The sequence below is a fragment of the Massilia luteola genome (assembly GCF_034420155.1).
In the GTDB taxonomy this organism is placed as follows: domain Bacteria; phylum Pseudomonadota; class Gammaproteobacteria; order Burkholderiales; family Burkholderiaceae_D; genus Telluria; species Telluria luteola.
The window spans coordinates 59301-75107 of sequence record NZ_JAXOFN010000006.1; the positions used below are offsets into that span (position 1 = coordinate 59301).

10 protein-coding genes are annotated in these 15807 nt (G+C 66.2%); 6 read left to right on the forward strand and 4 right to left on the reverse strand.

All coding sequences use genetic code 11. The features are described from left to right. Positions 1-4 precede the first annotated feature (4 nt). A complete protein-coding gene (locus U9J41_RS09295) occupies positions 5-2005 on the reverse strand; it encodes a bifunctional 2',3'-cyclic-nucleotide 2'-phosphodiesterase/3'-nucleotidase (protein ID WP_322401910.1) in 2001 nt (666 codons plus the stop codon). A gap of 111 nt (positions 2006-2116) precedes the next feature. Between U9J41_RS09295 and prfB the strand changes: the two genes are divergently transcribed. The 3 genes from prfB (at position 2117) to lysS (ending at position 5461) form a co-directional block, all read left to right on the forward strand. Then, positions 2117-3221, forward strand: a protein-coding gene (gene prfB, locus U9J41_RS09300; RefSeq protein WP_322401911.1) for a peptide chain release factor 2 whose coding sequence is annotated in 2 segments (ribosomal slippage) — positions 2117-2197 and positions 2199-3221 — 1104 coding nt in all. Because the reading frame shifts where the segments join, the coding sequence is not laid out codon by codon here. Positions 3222-3224: 3 nt separating this feature from the next. Then, a complete protein-coding gene (locus tag U9J41_RS09305) occupies positions 3225-3887 on the forward strand; it encodes an HAD family hydrolase (RefSeq protein WP_322401912.1) in 663 nt (220 codons plus the stop codon). A 23-nt stretch (positions 3888-3910) separates the two neighbouring features. Next, positions 3911-5461, forward strand: a complete 1551-nt coding sequence (lysS, locus tag U9J41_RS09310; RefSeq protein ID WP_322401913.1) for a lysine--tRNA ligase — start codon at positions 3911-3913, stop codon at positions 5459-5461. A gap of 183 nt (positions 5462-5644) precedes the next feature. Here the strand turns inward: lysS and ppnN are convergent, their stop codons facing one another. Continuing rightward, positions 5645-7015 (reverse strand): nucleotide 5'-monophosphate nucleosidase PpnN, encoded by a 1371-nt coding sequence (gene ppnN, locus U9J41_RS09315; protein WP_322401914.1) that lies wholly within the window; start codon positions 7013-7015, stop codon positions 5645-5647. A gap of 235 nt (positions 7016-7250) precedes the next feature. Between ppnN and U9J41_RS09320 the strand changes: the two genes are divergently transcribed. After that, complete coding sequence (locus U9J41_RS09320) at positions 7251-8753, forward strand: peptide MFS transporter (protein WP_322401915.1); 1503 nt, start codon at positions 7251-7253, stop codon at positions 8751-8753. Positions 8754-8845: 92 nt separating this feature from the next. Here U9J41_RS09320 and U9J41_RS09325 read toward each other — a convergent pair whose 3' ends face one another. Beyond that, the gene (locus tag U9J41_RS09325) at positions 8846-9775 is read right to left on the reverse strand and encodes an NAD-dependent epimerase/dehydratase family protein (RefSeq protein ID WP_322401916.1); all 930 of its coding nucleotides are present in this window, start codon (positions 9773-9775) and stop codon (positions 8846-8848) included. 116 nt (positions 9776-9891) lie between these two features. On the opposite strand from U9J41_RS09325, the gene U9J41_RS09330 reads away from it, so the two are divergent. Continuing rightward, positions 9892-10788: a LysR substrate-binding domain-containing protein gene (locus U9J41_RS09330; RefSeq protein WP_322401917.1), complete on the forward strand. Its 897-nt coding sequence runs from the start codon at positions 9892-9894 to the stop codon at positions 10786-10788. A gap of 119 nt (positions 10789-10907) precedes the next feature. On the opposite strand, the gene U9J41_RS09335 is transcribed toward U9J41_RS09330, so the two are convergent. Beyond that, positions 10908-13163: an OPT family oligopeptide transporter gene (locus tag U9J41_RS09335; protein ID WP_322401918.1), complete on the reverse strand. Its 2256-nt coding sequence runs from the start codon at positions 13161-13163 to the stop codon at positions 10908-10910. A gap of 180 nt (positions 13164-13343) precedes the next feature. Here U9J41_RS09335 and U9J41_RS09340 point away from each other — a divergent pair, with 180 nt between their 5' ends. Continuing rightward, positions 13344-15773 carry a penicillin-binding protein 1A gene (locus U9J41_RS09340; RefSeq protein ID WP_322401919.1) on the forward strand — a complete coding sequence of 810 codons (2430 nt, stop codon included), beginning with the start codon at positions 13344-13346 and terminating at the stop codon, positions 15771-15773. Positions 15774-15807 lie beyond the last annotated feature (34 nt).

Below are 15807 nucleotides of genomic sequence, written 5' to 3' on the forward strand. Positions count from 1 at the left end.
GCCCTTATTTCGCCAGGTCGACCGCGTACAGCGCGAACCCCTTGCCCTGGCCGTCGTCCGCCCGCATTTCCGACACATTATCCAGTCCCGCCGCGCGCGCCAGGTCCAGCTTGCCCGGCGGCGCATGGAACACGACCGGTCCCGCCGTATGCACCCTGGCGAAGCGCCAGCTGCGCGCCGCGCCGTCCGTGGCCCGCGTGAGCCGCTTATGCGCGCGGATCCAGGCGATCAGCACGTCGCGGTTCGTGTCCGGCGCGGCAATCACGGTCCGGCTACCGTCCAGGCCGGGGAAGCCGCCGCCGCCGCTCGCGCGGTAGTTATTGGTCGCGACGAGGAAGGCCTGGTCGCTGGCGACGGGCTTGCCCCGCCACGCCAGGTTGCGGATGCGCTGTCCGGCCGGCCGCGTCACGTCGATCTCGTAGCGCAGATCGGGTGATGTGACGGTGTCGAAGTTATAGCTGGGGAAGCCGCCGTTGACGAGTTCCTGCGGCGCCGTCCGTGCCGGATCGATGGTGTTGAAGCGTCCCGCCGCATGTTCCAGCCACGCCTTCAATCCCGCCCCGTCGACCTTGACCGCATACAGCGCGTTCGGATACAGGTACAGGTCGGCCGCATTGTTCAGCGCGAGGCTGCCGGGCGCCACGTCCGTGTAATCGCCCGGGCCCGCCGCGCCGGACTTGAACGCGGCCGATACGGACAGCACGGGGACGTCCTTGTATTGCGGCAGATTCGCCTTCACGTAGTTGCGCACATAGTCCGCCTGCGCGGCGTTGACGGCCTGGATGGCGGACGGATCGCCCACATCGGCGAAATACGTCGACATGCGGAAATCCGTGCTGCCGACGGGCGTTTGCACATAGCGGATCGTGGCCTCGTGGGCGGTGCGCACCCTGTCCAGCACGGCCGGATCGGCCGCGACATACGATTTGTCGGACTGCTGCGTGGCGCGCGTCTCGACGACGGTCCGGTCGCGGTTGATCGTCCAGCCCTTGCCGTCGTGCCGCAGGTCGAAGCGGATCACGCCCAGGTCCTTGCCCCACAGGTTCGCCATCACGGCCGGCACGCCGAACACGGTACCGCGCACCTTGTCGACATGCGGCAGGTCGAATTGCGCGACCTTGCTCGCCGGATTCGGAAACAACTGATGCGCATGCCCCATCAGCAGCGCATCGATGCCGGGCACTTGCGCCAGGTAGTAATTGCCGTTCTCCATCGTCGGCGAATACGGGCTGGCGTCCAGGCCGCCGTGCGAGATGGCGACGATCAGGTCGGCACCCTGGCGGCGCATCTCGGGCAGGTAGCGGCGTGCCGTCTCGACGAGCCCTTCCGTGTAGACCCGGCCCTCCAGCGCGCGCTTGTCCCACGCCATGATCGTGGGCGTCGTGAAGCCGATGATGCCGATCCTGACCGTCGCCTCGACGGCATGCCCGGCCGCGTCCTTGGCGCGCACGCGCTTGTCGATGATGCGGTAAGGCGCGAACAGCGGCGCATGCGTCCTGACGCTGTAGACGTTCGCGAGCACGATGGGAAACCCGGGACCGGCGCACGGCTTGGCGTGCTGCTCGATGCCGGGGACGTCGAAGCGGGTGCCCGTCACCTGGCCGAGATAGCCCAGGCCGTAGTTGAAATCGTGGTTGCCGACGCTCCCGCCGTCATAGCCGAGGCGTCGCATCGCCTGGTAGATGGCCGGCAGTTCGCCGCACTTCACGGGCGCGACGAGGGCCTGGTAATCGCCCAGCGCCGTGCCCTGGATCGTGTCGCCGTCATCGAGCAGCACCGTGTTCGGAAACTCGCCCCGCGCCTGGGCGATCAGCGTCGCCGTGCGGTCGAGGCCGAACGAGGGGTCTTGCGCCAGCTTGAAATAATCGTAGCCGACGACGTTCGCGTGCAGGTCGGTCGTCTCCAGGATCGCGAGCGTGGCGTGCGTGCCGGGCGCCACCGGTGCGGCAAAGGCGGACGCGGCCGCCGGAATCAGCGGCAAAAGATGGGAAAGGCGGGGCTTCATGGGCAGGCATCATAAGCCAGCGCCATGGCGCACGGCAAGGCGAGCACGGGAGCGCCTGCCATTACGGTATAATCGTGGGTTCGATTCAACCAATAAAATTTGCCAAAGACCATGGAAGCTGAACGCATCAATGCCCTCTCCGCCCTGCTGAACGACCTGACCAGCCGTGAAGCCGAACTTCGGAGGTATCTTTGACTTCGACCGCAAAGCGGAGAAGTTAGAGCAGGTCAACCAGGAACTCGAAGATCCGGCGATCTGGAACGACCAGAAACGCGCCCAGGACATGGGCCGTGAGAAGAAGGCGCTGGAAGGCGTCGTCCTGACCCTGGAAAAGGCGCGCGCCGACCTGGGCGACGCGGCCGACCTGTTCGAGATGGCGCGCGAGGAAGGCGACGACGCCACCATCGAAGCCGTGGAAGCCGACGCCGGCGAGATCGCGAAAGTGGTCGAGCAGATGGAATTCCGCCGCATGTTCAGCAATCCGATGGACCACGCCAGCTGCTTCATCGACATCCAGGCCGGCGCCGGCGGCACCGAGGCCCAGGACTGGGCATCGATGCTGATGCGCCAATACCTGCGCTATTGCGAGCGCAAGGGCTTCAAGGCCGAGGTGATGGAATTGTCCGAGGGCGAGGTCGCCGGCATCAAGACGGCCACCATCAAGGTCGAGGGCGAATACGCCTACGGCCACCTGCGCACGGAAACGGGCGTGCACCGCCTCGTGCGCAAGTCGCCGTTCGACTCGGCCAACGGCCGCCACACGTCGTTCTCGTCGATCTTCGTGTATCCCGAGGTCGACGAATCGATCGAGATCGAGATCAATCCGGCCGACGTGCGCATCGACACCTACCGCGCGTCCGGCGCCGGCGGCCAGCACATCAACAAGACCGACTCCGCGGTGCGCCTGACGCACGCGCCGTCGGGCATCGTCGTGCAGTGCCAGAACGACCGCTCGCAGCACCGCAACAAGGCCGAGGCGTTCGACATGCTGCGCGCCAAGCTGTTCGAACTCGAACTGCGCAAGCGCATGGCCGAGCAGCAGAAGCTGGAAGACTCGAAGACCGATGTCGGCTGGGGCCACCAGATCCGTTCCTACGTCCTCGACCAGTCGCGCATCAAGGACCTGCGCACCGGGTTCGAGACCGGCAACACGAAGAACGTGCTGGACGGCGACCTCGACGACTTCATCTCCGCCTCGCTCAAGCAAGGCGTGTAACCGATGACGAAGCCCGCCTTCATCTTCGACATGGACGGCACCATCGTCGACAACATGGCGTTCCACACCGATTCGTGGCTGGCGTTCTTCGCCCGCCGCGGCAAGACGTACGACGCCGACGCGTTCTTCCGCGAGACGGCGGGCGCCCAGGGCCGCGAGATCCTGCGCGAGCGCCTCGGCGCCGACATCCCGGACGACGAGATCGCCGTGCTGGCGCAGGAGAAGGACGTGCTGTACCGCGAGATCTACGGTCCGCACCGCAGCGCGATCCAGGGCTTCGAGGCCTTCGTGACGGCCGCGCGCACACAAGGCGTGCGGCTGGCGGTGGCGACGTCCGCCCCGCCCGCGAACATCGTCTTCACGCTCGACGAACTCGACCTGCGGCGCCACTTCGACGCCGTCGTCGGCGCGGCCGACGTCGCGCGCGGCAAGCCGCATCCGGACGTCTTCCTGAAGGCGGCCGAGAAGCTCGGCGTGCCGCCTGCGGACTGCATCGTGTTCGAAGACGCGCCGATGGGCGTGGAAGCGGCGCGCCGCGCCGGCATGCGCGCCGTCGTCATCACGACGACGCTGCCGGCGGAAGCGTTCCGCGAATTCGACAACGTCGTGCGCATCGTCGAGCACTACGAAGAACTGAACGTCGGCGACCTGCTCGGCACCCCGTAATTCCTACCAGACCGATACCTGACATGAGCACCGAAAACCAAGAACAGCAACCGGGCAACGAGCCAACGAACCTCGCGGCCGAAGACAACAAGATCATCGCCGAGCGCCGCGTCAAGCTGGCCGCCATCCGCGAAAAAGGCATCGCCTTCCCGAACGACTTCGTCCCGCAGCACAAGTCGGCCGACCTCACCGAGCAGTTCGGCGGCTGGACGCGCGAACAATTGGAAGCGGAGCCGCAGCAGGTCGTGCTGGCGGGCCGCATGATGCTCAAGCGCGAAGCGGGCAAGAAGGCCGCTTTCGCGACCTTGCAGGACGCATCCGGCCCGCGCGCCGACGGCCGCATCCAGATCTACGTCACCCTCGACAACACGGGCGAGGAAGCGATGGAAGCGCTGCGCCACTACGACCTGGGCGACATCCTGGGCGTCGAGGGCACGCTGTTCAAGACCAAGACCGACGAGCTGACGGTGAAGGTCACCCTGCTCCGCCTGATCACGAAGGCCCTGCGCCCGCTGCCGGACAAATTCCACGGTCTCGCCGACCAGGAAACCAAGTACCGCCAGCGCTACGTCGACCTGATCATGAACGAGGAAACGCGCCGCACGTTCAAGGCGCGCACTGCCGCGATCTCGTCGATCCGCCGCTTCATGCAGGACCACGGCTTCATGGAAGTCGAGACGCCGATGCTGCACGCGATCCCGGGCGGCGCCGCCGCGAAGCCGTTCATCACGCACCACAACGCGCTCGACATGCAGATGTTCCTGCGTATCGCGCCCGAGCTGTACCTGAAGCGCCTCGTCGTCGGCGGCTTCGACCGCGTGTTCGAGATCAACCGTAACTTCCGCAACGAGGGCGTGTCGATCCGCCACAACCCGGAATTCACGATGATGGAGTTCTACGCCGCGTGGACCGACTACAAGTGGCTGATGGACTTCACGGAAGCCGTGATCCGCCAGGCCGCCATCGATGCCCACGGCACCGCCGAACTGACCTACGGCGGGCGCGCGCTGGACCTGTCCAAGCCGTTCCACCGCCTGACGATCGTCCAGGCCATCAACAAGTTCGCGCCGCACTACACCGACGAACAGCTGCACGACATGGCGTTCCTGAAGGCGGAACTGACGAAGTTCGGCGTCAAGCCGCACGCCATCTCGGGCCTGGGCGCGCTGCAGTTGTCGCTGTTCGAAGAGACGGCCGAAGCGCAGTTGTGGGAACCGACGTTCATCATCGACTACCCGGTCGAAGTGTCGCCGCTGGCGCGCGCGTCGGACACGCGCGCGGGCATCACGGAACGCTTCGAGTTGTTCATGGTGGGCCGCGAGATCGCCAACGGCTTCTCCGAGCTGAACGACCCGGAAGACCAGTCGGCGCGCTTCCTGGCGCAGGTGGAAGCGAAGAACGCGGGCGACGAGGAGGCGATGTACTACGACGCCGACTACATCCGCGCGCTGGAATACGGCATGCCCCCGACGGGCGGCTGCGGCATCGGCATCGATCGCCTCATGATGATCATTACCGACTCGCCGAACATCCGCGACGTGCTGCTGTTCCCGCACCTGCGCAAGGAAGACTGATCGCCGCAGGCTGGTGACGCCTCACGAAAAAAGGCGCGGACGAGAAATCGTCCGCGCCTTTTTTATTGTCGTCGGCCCGGAAACCGTCGTTCCCGCGAAGGCGGGAACCCAAGCACCGCGCACATCGCGACGGCGCACGCAACATTGGCCCCCCGCCTGCGCGGGGGCGACGGCGCCCTTACGTTATCGGACCACGCGGTAGCAGGGAATGTACTCCTTGCCCGGCAACTTCATGCGGCTCTGTTCGACGAAGGACTGCAGCAACGCATCCATCGGCGCCATGATCTCGTTCTCGCCGTGGATCTCGAACTTGCCGAACTGCTCGATCGCGCGGATGCCCTCTTCCTTCACATTGCCCGCGACGACGCCCGAGAATGCGCGGCGCAGGTTCGCGGCCAGCAGGTGCGTCTCCTGGTTCTTGTGCAGCGACAGGTTGCGCATGTTCTCGTGCGTCGGGCGGAACGGCTTCTGGAATTCCGGGTCGATGCGCAGGCCCCAGTTGAAGTAGTACGCGTCGCTGCGCGACTTGCGGAACTCGCGCACCTGGCGGATACCGGTCTGCATCTCGCGCGCCACGGCGTCCGGGTCGTCGACGATGATCTTGTAGCGGCGCTGCGCGTCCGGACCCAGGGTCAGGCCGATGAACTGGTCGATCTGCTCGAAGTAGGCGCGCGCCGGCGCCGGGCCGGTGAAGACGAGCGGGAACGGCAGTTCCGCGTTGTCCGGATGGAGCAGGATGCCGAGGATGTACAGGATTTCTTCCGCCGTGCCGGCACCGCCCGGGAACACGATGATGCCGTGGCCGACGCGCACGAACGCCTCCAGGCGCTTCTCGATGTCCGGCATGATCACGAGGTCGTTGACGATCGGGTTCGGCGATTCGGCCGCGATGATGCCCGGCTCCGAGATGCCGAGGTAGCGGCCGCCCTGCAGGCGCTGCTTGGCGTGGCCGATGGTGGCGCCCTTCATCGGGCCCTTCATCGCGCCGGGGCCGCAACCCGTGCAGATATCGAGTTCGCGCAGTCCCAGCTGGTAGCCCACGTGCTTCGAGTAGTTGTACTCGACGCGGTTGATCGAGTGGCCGCCCCAGCACACGACGAGGTTCGGATTGCGCTGCGGCTGGATCACGTTGGCGTTGCGCAGGATGTGGAAGACGGCATCCGTGATGCCTTCCGGGCGCGTGAGGTCGAAGCGCGGATTGTCGGTCACCTCGAAGTTCACGTAGACGATGTCGCGCAGGACCGAGAACAGGTGCTCGTGGATACCCTTGATCATCTTGCCGTCGACGAAGGCATGCGCGGGCGCGCCGCGGATATCGAGCTTGATGCCGCGTTCGCGCTGGATGATCTTGATGTCGAAATCCTTGTAGCGCTCGAGCAGTTCCTTGCCGTCGTCGATCGAACTGCCGGAGTTGAGCACCGCCAGCGCGCATTTGCGGAAGATCTGGTACAGCCCGCCCTGGCTCGTATCGAGGAGCTTGGACACCTCGGCCTTCGACAGGACTTCCAGTCGTCCTTCCGGAGAAATCAGCGTATCGACAACGTCGTAATTCATGGTTGGTTCCTTTCCTCTTCTGTCAATCAGTGTGGCTTTTGCTCCAATATACGACAAGTCACACGAGTTTGCGTCCTCCATTTCGTTTATGCCGATTCGGCATACGGATGAGCCGTAAAAAGCTGGCCCGGTATGCACGATTTACACTAAAATGCGACGCTGGGCAGCCATCCTTACCCAGGCCGGTCATGCCCCGAATACGCAATCATTCTTATAAAGATAGGGGAGGAACCGCATGAGCGGTGCAGCTACTACAACCGCCGAACCGAGGGCGGTACCGGAATTCAGGCAGATCATGGGGCACCCGGCGCCGCTGTGGATGCTGTTCATGACCGAGTTCTGGGAACGTTTCGCTTTCTACGGCATCCGTTGGGCCCTGGTGCTCTACATCGTCGCCCAGTTCTACGGCGGCAGCGGCGTGGGCCAGGCCGACGCCAACCTCACCTACGGCTCCTACCTCGCCCTGGTGTACGCCGGCGCCGTGTTCGGCGGCTACATCGCCGACCGTGTGATCGGCTACCAGCGATCCATCCTCGTCGGCGCCGCGTTCATGGTGCTCGGCCTGTTCGCCATCACGGTGCCGAATCCCGACGTCTTCAAGCTGGGCCTCGCCACCATCATCGTCGGCAACGGCATGTTCAAGCCGAACATCTCCGCGATGGTCGGCCAGCTGTACGGCATCAACGACCAGCGCCGCGACTCCGGCTTCACGATCTTCTACATGGGCATCAACGGCGGCGGCTTCCTCGCCCCGATCCTCACGGGCGTCCTGGCCGAGGGCATGTCCGGCCAGAGCGGCGTCCCGGCCTACAAGGTCGTGTTCTTCGCGGCCGGCGTGGGCATGATCCTGTCGCTGATCTGGTTCCAGATCGGCCGCCGCATGTTGAAGGGCATCGGCGCCGCCACCGGAGCGCTCGGCAGCCCGATCCGCCTCGTCGGCGTCATCATCGGTTCGTTCGTCGTCATCCCCGTCGTCTACTTCGTGCTGAAACTGGGCGCGGAAAAGCTGCAAGGCCTGCTGTCGGTCCTCTTCATCATCCTCGCGGTCATGCTGATGGTGGAAGGCATCCGCGGCGGCGCGGTCGTGCGCGACAAGACGATCGCCATGCTCGTCATCTTCTTCTTCAACGTGATGTTCTGGTGCTTCTTCGAGCAGGCCGGCAGCTCGTTCACCTTCCTGGCCGAATACATCGTGCGCCGCGACTTCAGCGGCTGGGCGTTCCCGACCGGCTGGTTCCAGTCGGTGAACACGCTGGCCATCATCGTGTGCGCGCCGATCGTCGCCGCCGTGTGGCTCGCGATGGGCCGCAAGAACCCGTCGATCCCGCGCAAGTTCGGCCTCGGCCTGATCTTCAACGGCCTCGCGTTCCTGCTGCTGATGTTCGCCCTGCAGCACCTCGTCGGCCCGGACAGCAAGATCCCGTTCTGGACCCTGTTCATGGTCTACGTGATCCAGTCCATCGGTGAACTGTGCCTGTCGCCGATCGGCCTGTCGATGGTGACCAAGCTGGCGCCGACCCGCCTCGTCGGCCTGGGCATGGGCGGCTGGTTCCTGTCGACCGGCATCGGCAACAACCTCTCGGGCATCTTCGCGTCCGTCGTGTCGGGCGAAAAAGGCATGACCGTGGAATCGGCGCTGTCCGGCTACACGTTCGGCTTCTGGGCCCTGATCGGCGCCGGCGTGCTGCTGTTCCTGATCGCGCCGCTGATCCAGAAACTGATGCACGGCGTGAAGTAAAACGACGGCCTCCCAGGCCGACGTTTTACGAGGGTGGGCATCCCGATGCCCACGCGTGACGTATGCATCGCGTTGGCCTTCGCGTGGGCACCCTACACGAACGCCAGGTCGTGCAGCTGGATCGTATCGTCGATCCATTCGTCGCAATGCCCGAACCGGTACCCCAGGGCCTGCGCACGCGCCGTGTCGAGCACCATCGGGCCCGGCACGTCGAACGGCGACAGGCGGCCCGGCGCCGCCCCCGCCGCGGCACGGCGCGTGCGCACCGGCATGTCGAGCACGGCGCCCACGCGCTCGAACAGGCGGGCCGCCGACAGCGCGCCGTCGCACGCCGCGTTGACCGCCCCCGTGAACTGCTGCATGCCAACCCAGACGAGGAAATCGGCCGCGCCCTGCAGCGGCAGGAACGACAGCGCCGCATCCGGGTTCGCATATTCCAGGACGCCGTTCAGCCGCGCCAGTTCCACGTAGTGCGCGAGGCGGCCCGTGAAGTCTTCCGGCCCGCCCAGCACGTGCGCCAGGCGCGGCACGACCAGCGGCAGCGAACCGTCGCGCACGAGATAGGCCTCGGCCTGCACCTTGCCCGCGACGTAGCACTCGGTGGCGCGGCACGGGTCGTGCCATGGGTAGCCCGTGTCGATCGTCTGCGCCTCGATGGCGAGGCCGGATTCCGTCAACGGCCGTCCATGTTCGTAGCCGAGGACGCGGTAGGCGTCGATCGTCGACGCCATCACGTAGCGCCCCACCCTGCCCGCGAACGTGCGCACCGCGATGGCGGCGTCGAGCGGGTTGTAGCACATCTGGTCGTAGACGACGTCGAACGGCCCGGCATGGGCGAACGCGTTGCGCATGGCGGTCTCGTTGCGGCGGTCGACGCGCACGCGCGCGATGCGCTCGCCGAACGGGTCGGGCGCATAACCGCGCGTCGCAACCGTCACGCGATGGCCGGCGCGCAGCAGGCGCTGCACCAGCAGCCTGCCGATGTAACGGGTCCCACCGATCACCAGGATGTTCTTGGTCATGAAGTTTTCCTTAGGCACGTCGTCGTCGATCCGCTATATTCTGTAACCAGAACCGCAATTGTTCAAACTAGAAAAATAAATGTTATGAACAAGAAAAACTTATGCTGGAGTGAGCGGTGAGACCGCTGCGCAGCCTCTCCGGCCTGATCGATTTCGAATGCGCCGCGCGCTGGGGCAGCTTCAAGCTGGCCGCGCGCGAGCTGCACAAGACGCCGGCCGCCGTCAGCCTGCAGGTCAAGCAGCTCGAGGAAGCCGTCGGCTTCGCCCTGTTCGTGCGGCATCCGCGCCACATCGCCCTGACGGCCAAGGGCCAGGAACTGGCGATCGCCGTGACGCGCATGCTGGCCGACCTGGGCGCCAAGGTGGCGGCCCTGCAGCGCGGCAGCGACGAAGCCGTGCTGCGCATCTCGACGACGCACTCGTTCGCGATCAAGTGGCTGGTGCCGCGCATGTCGCGCTTTACCAAGCTGCATCCGGAACTGGACCTGCGCATCGATTCGAACGACACGCCGGTCGACATCGCGGACGACAACGTCGACGTGGCGATCCGCTACGGCCCCGTGAAGGACGGCGACCCGGCACTGCTGTTCCGCGAGCGCCTCGTGCCCGTGTACAGCCCCGATCTGCTGGCCGCCGGCCAGGACGCGCTGCTGCTGTCGGATCTCACCCGCTTCCCGCTGCTGTGCGAGCGCACGCCGGAGGGCTGGCTGCAACTGCTGAACGAAAACCGCGCGCTGAAGGGCGACTACGATTTTTCGCGCACGTACAGCCACTGGGGTGTGCTGGCGCAGGCGGCCGTGGCCGGCCAGGGCATCGGCCTCGTGCCGTACGGCATCGCGTTCGGGGACATCCGCGCCGGCACCTTGTTGCAGCTCGCGTGCAGGAGCGCGCCGTTCGGCTACGGCTACCGGCTCCTCGTCAATCCGCACAAGGAGTCGATGACCAAGATCCGGCATTTCCGTGACTGGATCGTCGCCGAGATGGCGGCGATGCGCGCGACGCTCGACACGTAATGCGGCCGTTCACGCGTGTCGTGGGCACGGGGTGCCCATCCGACGTGAACATTGCGTTCGTAGGGTGGGCTCCCCGAGCCCACCAATGCGGTGAGTGCCCCGCGCCCGCGATCACGCCATCATGTCGCGGCCTTCTCGCGTCCAACCACGTACAGCAGCACGCAGATCGCCGCATACGGCAGAATCGACAGCAGGTCTGAACTCGCGCCGGCAAAGAACGGGTTCGCCGCTTCCGCCCACTTGTTCATCGTGTTGTCGAAATCCGTCATCACCCCGGCCGTAATGGCGATGATGATGCCCGCCAGCGCGCCGCCGGCGATATAGCCGGACGCCAGCAGCGTGCCCGAACTGCGGTCGCCCGCGGCCTGCAACTCGTCCCCGGACAGCCCCGTGTATTGCGGCAGCGTGCCGTTGCGGCGGTCGACCAGCCAGCGGATGATGCCGCCGATCGCGATCGGCAAGGTCGACACCAGCGGCAGGTACACGCCGACCGTGAACGCGAGCGACGCCACGCCCGACATCTCCAGCACGACGGCGACCATCACGCCGAACAGCACGAGGGTCCACGGCAGCTGGTGGTCGAGGATGCCCTTGATGATGTACGACATCAGCACGGCCTTGGGCGCGTCGAATTTCTTGACCTCGGAGCCGTCCGGGCGCGTGTGGTACTGGCCGTTGATGCCCGGGTCGACGAGGTAGGCGAGCGTGCCGTCCGCGCGCACGAGGTATTTGCCGGCCGGGCCGCCGTTCGAGTCCGTCTTCTGCCAGACCTTATAGGTGGCGTGGTCGGAGGCCGCCTGCGGGCCTTGCAGCTGCATCGTGTCCGTCAACCGCGAGGCGTCCGTCGTCACGTGCGGCGCCACCTGCGCGGCCGGCACGTACACGGTGCCCGCGTCGTTCAGTTTCAACAGGATCGGCCCCAGGACCAGCGCCGACGCGAGCGCGCCCGCGAGGATCGCGTATTGCTGCAGCCTGGGCGTCGAGCCGACGAGGAAGCCCGTCTTGAGGTCTTGCGACGTCGTCCCCGCATTGCTGGCGGCGATGCAGACGATGGCGCCGACGGACAGCGCCGTCACGTAGTAACGCCCGCCCGTCCAGCCCATCAGGAGGAAGATCAGGCACGTGAACAGCAGCGTCGCGACGGCCATGCCGGAGATCGGGTTCGACGACGAACCCACCTCGCCCGTCAGGCGCGACGAGACGGTCGAAAAGAGAAACCCGAACACGAGGATCAGCAGCGCGCCAAGCAAATTCATGTGCAGCGGCGTCGCGAACGTGATCGCGGCGATGATGCCGAGGCAGCCGATCACCACCCATTTCAGCGGCATGTCCTGCTCGGTGCGCAGCGACAGGTCCGCGGCCGAACCCTTGCCGATGCCGGACAGCCCGCCTTTCAGGCCGTTCCAGATCGTCGGCAGCGAGCGCACGAGCGAAATCAGGCCGCCGGCCGCGACGGCGCCCGCGCCGATGTACAGCACGTAGGCGCTGCGCACGTCGTCCGGGCTCATGTCGCGGATCAGCATCGTGCCCGGCGCCACCGGCACCGTCAGCGCGTCGCCGAAGAATTTGATCATCGGGATCAGCAGCAGGTAGGACAGCACGCCGCCGCCCGCCATGATCATCGCGATGCGCGGCCCGATGATGTAGCCGACGCCCAGCAGTTCCGGCGAGATCTCGGCGCCGGCCGAACCGGCCTTCAGCGGCGCGTCGAACACGAAGTTCACCGTGTCCTTCCACAGCTTGAGCGAGATGTTGAGCACCTTGTACAACAACCCGAGCCCGAAGCCGCCGAAGATGATGAAGGCGCGCTGGCGCGCTTCCTTCGCCTCGTCCGAACCGGCGTCGCGCACTTCGCCCGCGGCCGCGCGCGACGATTCCGTCGCCGCCGCCTTCAGCACTTCGGCGCACGCCGTGCCTTCCGGGTATTTCAGTTCGCGGTGCTGGTCGACGATCATCGTGCGGCGCATCGGGATCATCATGAGGATGCCCAGCAGGCCGCCCAGCACGCCCACGAGCATCACGCGCGAGATCTCCAGGTCGAAGCCGAGGATCATGATCGCGGGCATGGTGACGCCGAGGCCGAACGCGAGCGATTCGCCGGCCGAACCGGCCGTCTGCGTGATACTGTTCTCCAGGATCGTCGCCTCGCGCCCGCCCGCCTTCCTGGCGAGGCCGAACAGCGTGATCGCGATGACGGCGACGGGAATCGACGCGCTGACGGTCAGGCCCACCTTGAGCACGAGGTACAGCGACGACGCGCCGAAGATCATCCCGAGCACGGTGCCCATGATGAGGGCGCGCCACGTCAGCTCCGGCAGCGTGCTGGACGCCGGAATATACGGCTTGACGGTCGGCGGGCTGGGGTCATAAGGCATGGGAGGGGTGTCCTTCAGGCATGGGTATTGGCGAGCAGGACTGTCGGGATCGCCGGACAGGCCCTGAAAGCGTGACTATCGCACATGCCGTAGTGGAAGAAAAGCGGATTATAATTTCGCACATCGCCCGTAGTTACGGTCTCCCAACGGGTTTTCGACCCGCATCAAGAGAGTTCTGTTTTGACAAATACCCGCAAGCCGGCAACGCCGCGCGCCCGCCGCCAGCGCGGCTTCCTGATTCCGGCACTGGCCATCCTGGCCGCCGTCATCGTCCTGTTCATCGCCGGCGTGGCCGGCTACATCGTGTTCCGCGTGCTGCCCAACGTGCCGGCGCTGGATGCCGTGACCGACTACCGGCCCAAGATCCCGCTGCGCGTCTATACGGCAGACAACGTCCTCATCGGCGAGTTCGGCGAAGAGCACCGCGATTTCGTCCCGATCAAGAAGATCCCCGACCTGATGAAGAAATCGCTGCTCGCCATCGAGGACGCCCGCTTCTACGAGCACGGCGCCATCGACTGGAAGCGCGCGATGGGCGCCGTCGGATCGAACCTGCGCGGCGGCTTCGGCTCCGGCGGCGCGTCCACGATCACGATGCAGGTGGCGCGCAACTTCTTCCTGTCGCGCGAAAAGCGGCTGTCGCGCAAGATCAACGAGGTCGCGCTCGCGTACAAGATCGAGGCCGCGCTGTCGAAGGACGAGATCCTCGAGCTGTACATGAACCAGATCTACCTGGGCCAGCGCGCCTACGGCTTCTCGAGCGCCGCGCGGATCTATTTCAACAAGACGCTGGACCAGCTCTCGGTCGCCGAGATGGCGATGCTGGCGGGCCTGCCGCAGAATCCGGCGCGCCATAATCCGGTCGCGAATCCGAAGCGGGCGCGCGAGCGCCAGCACGCGGTGCTGGGGCGCATGCGCGCGCTGAACTACATCACGGAAGAGCAGTACCAGAAGGCGCTGGCCGAGCCGCTGCGCGTCAACCAGCGCGGCGTGCAGGACTACGGCACGCACGCGGAATACGTGGCGGAACTGGCGCGCCAGGCCGTGTACAGCCAGTTCAAGGAAGACGCGTACACGAAGGGCATCCGGGTCTACACGACGATCCTGAAGCCCGAGCAGGACGCCGCCTACGCGTCCGTGCGCCGCAACGTGATCACCTACGACCAGCGCCACGGCTGGCGCGGTCCGGAAGACCGCATGGACCTGCCGTCCGATCCGGCGGAACGCGAGGACGCGATCAACGACGCGCTCGGCAAGCGTCCCGTCAGCGAGGGCCTGATCCCGGCCGTCGTGCTGTCGGCGACGGGCAAGACGGTGCGCGTGGAGACGGTCGACGGCGACATGGTCGACCTCACCGGCGCGGGCCTGAAGTTCGCCCAGGCCGGCCTGTCGTCCAGCGCGAAGGAGAGCATGCGCCTGTCGCCCGGCGCCATCATCCGCGTGGCCAAGGACGCGAAGGACCACTGGAGCGTGACGCAGGTGCCGCAGGTGGCGGCCGCGTTCGTCGCCATCGACGCCGACACCGGCGCCTACCACGCGATGGTCGGCGGCTTCGACTACAACTTCCAGAAATTCAACCACGTCACGCAGGCCTGGCGCCAGCCCGGCTCCGGCATGAAGCCGTTCATCTACTCGGCCGCCGTCGACAAGGGGTATTCGCCGGGCACGCTCATCCTCGACGCGCCGCTCGACATGCCGGGCGAGGACGCCGGCAGGACGTGGTCGCCGCAGAACGACGACAACAAGTACGACGGCCCGATCACGATGCGCCGCGCGCTGGCCGAGTCGAAGAACGTGCCGTCCGTGCGCCTGCTGCGCGCGATCACGGTGCCGTATGCGCACGAATTCGTCGGCAGGTTCGGCTTCGACCTGGCGCGCCAGCCGCAGAACTACACGCTGGCGCTGGGCACGGGCGCCGCGACGCCGCTGCAGATGGCCGGCGCGTACGCCGTGTTCGCGAACGGCGGCTACCGCGTGCGGCCCTATCTGATCGCCCGCATCGAGGACGCCGACGGCAAGATCATCCAGCAGACGAAGCCGGCGGCCGAGCACACCGACGAGCAACGCGTCCTCGATCCACGCAACGCCTTCATCACGGACAGCATGCTGCGCGACGTGACCCGCTACGGCACCGGCGCGGAAGCGACGAAGGCCCTCGGCCGCACCGACATCGCCGGCAAGACCGGCACGACGAGCGATGCAAAGGATGGCTGGTTCTCGGGCTATGGCGGCAACGTCGTCGCCGTCGCGTGGATGGGCTACGACGATTCGAAATCGCTGGGCGGGCGCGAATTCGGCGCCACCGTCGCGCTGCCGATCTGGATCGACTACATGCGCGTGGCGCTTGCCAACAAGCCGCCGCAGGAAGAGCGTCTGGCGCCGGACGGCGTCGTGCGCGAGAACGACGACTGGGTCTACGCCGAGTTCGCCGAGACGCCCGCGCTGGGCAGCATCGACCTCGACCAGGCGCCGGACCCGAACGCCGTGCAGCCAATCGAGGGCGAGCCCCTGGTCAGGCCGATCCCGCCGGGCGCGCCGGGCACGACGCCAGCGCAGCCTCAACCGCAACCGCAGCCGCAGCGGCAGCAGCCGTCGAACACGCTGTTCTGAGCGGTCGACGATCACCCCGACGGGCCGCCGCGTG

What these genes read in the sequence shown, in the direction of transcription:
- U9J41_RS09295 (WP_322401910.1), bottom strand. Translation starts at nt 2,005, where the DNA reads ATGAAGCCCCGCCTTTCCCATCTTTTGCCGCTGATTCCGGCGGCCGCG.
- U9J41_RS09305 (WP_322401912.1), top strand. Translation starts at nt 3,225, where the DNA reads ATGACGAAGCCCGCCTTCATCTTCGACATGGACGGCACCATCGTCGAC.
- lysS (WP_322401913.1), top strand. Translation starts at nt 3,911, where the DNA reads ATGAGCACCGAAAACCAAGAACAGCAACCGGGCAACGAGCCAACGAAC.
- ppnN (WP_322401914.1), bottom strand. Translation starts at nt 7,015, where the DNA reads ATGAATTACGACGTTGTCGATACGCTGATTTCTCCGGAAGGACGACTG.
- U9J41_RS09320 (WP_322401915.1), top strand. Translation starts at nt 7,251, where the DNA reads ATGAGCGGTGCAGCTACTACAACCGCCGAACCGAGGGCGGTACCGGAA.
- U9J41_RS09325 (WP_322401916.1), bottom strand. Translation starts at nt 9,775, where the DNA reads ATGACCAAGAACATCCTGGTGATCGGTGGGACCCGTTACATCGGCAGG.
- U9J41_RS09335 (WP_322401918.1), bottom strand. Translation starts at nt 13,163, where the DNA reads ATGCCTTATGACCCCAGCCCGCCGACCGTCAAGCCGTATATTCCGGCG.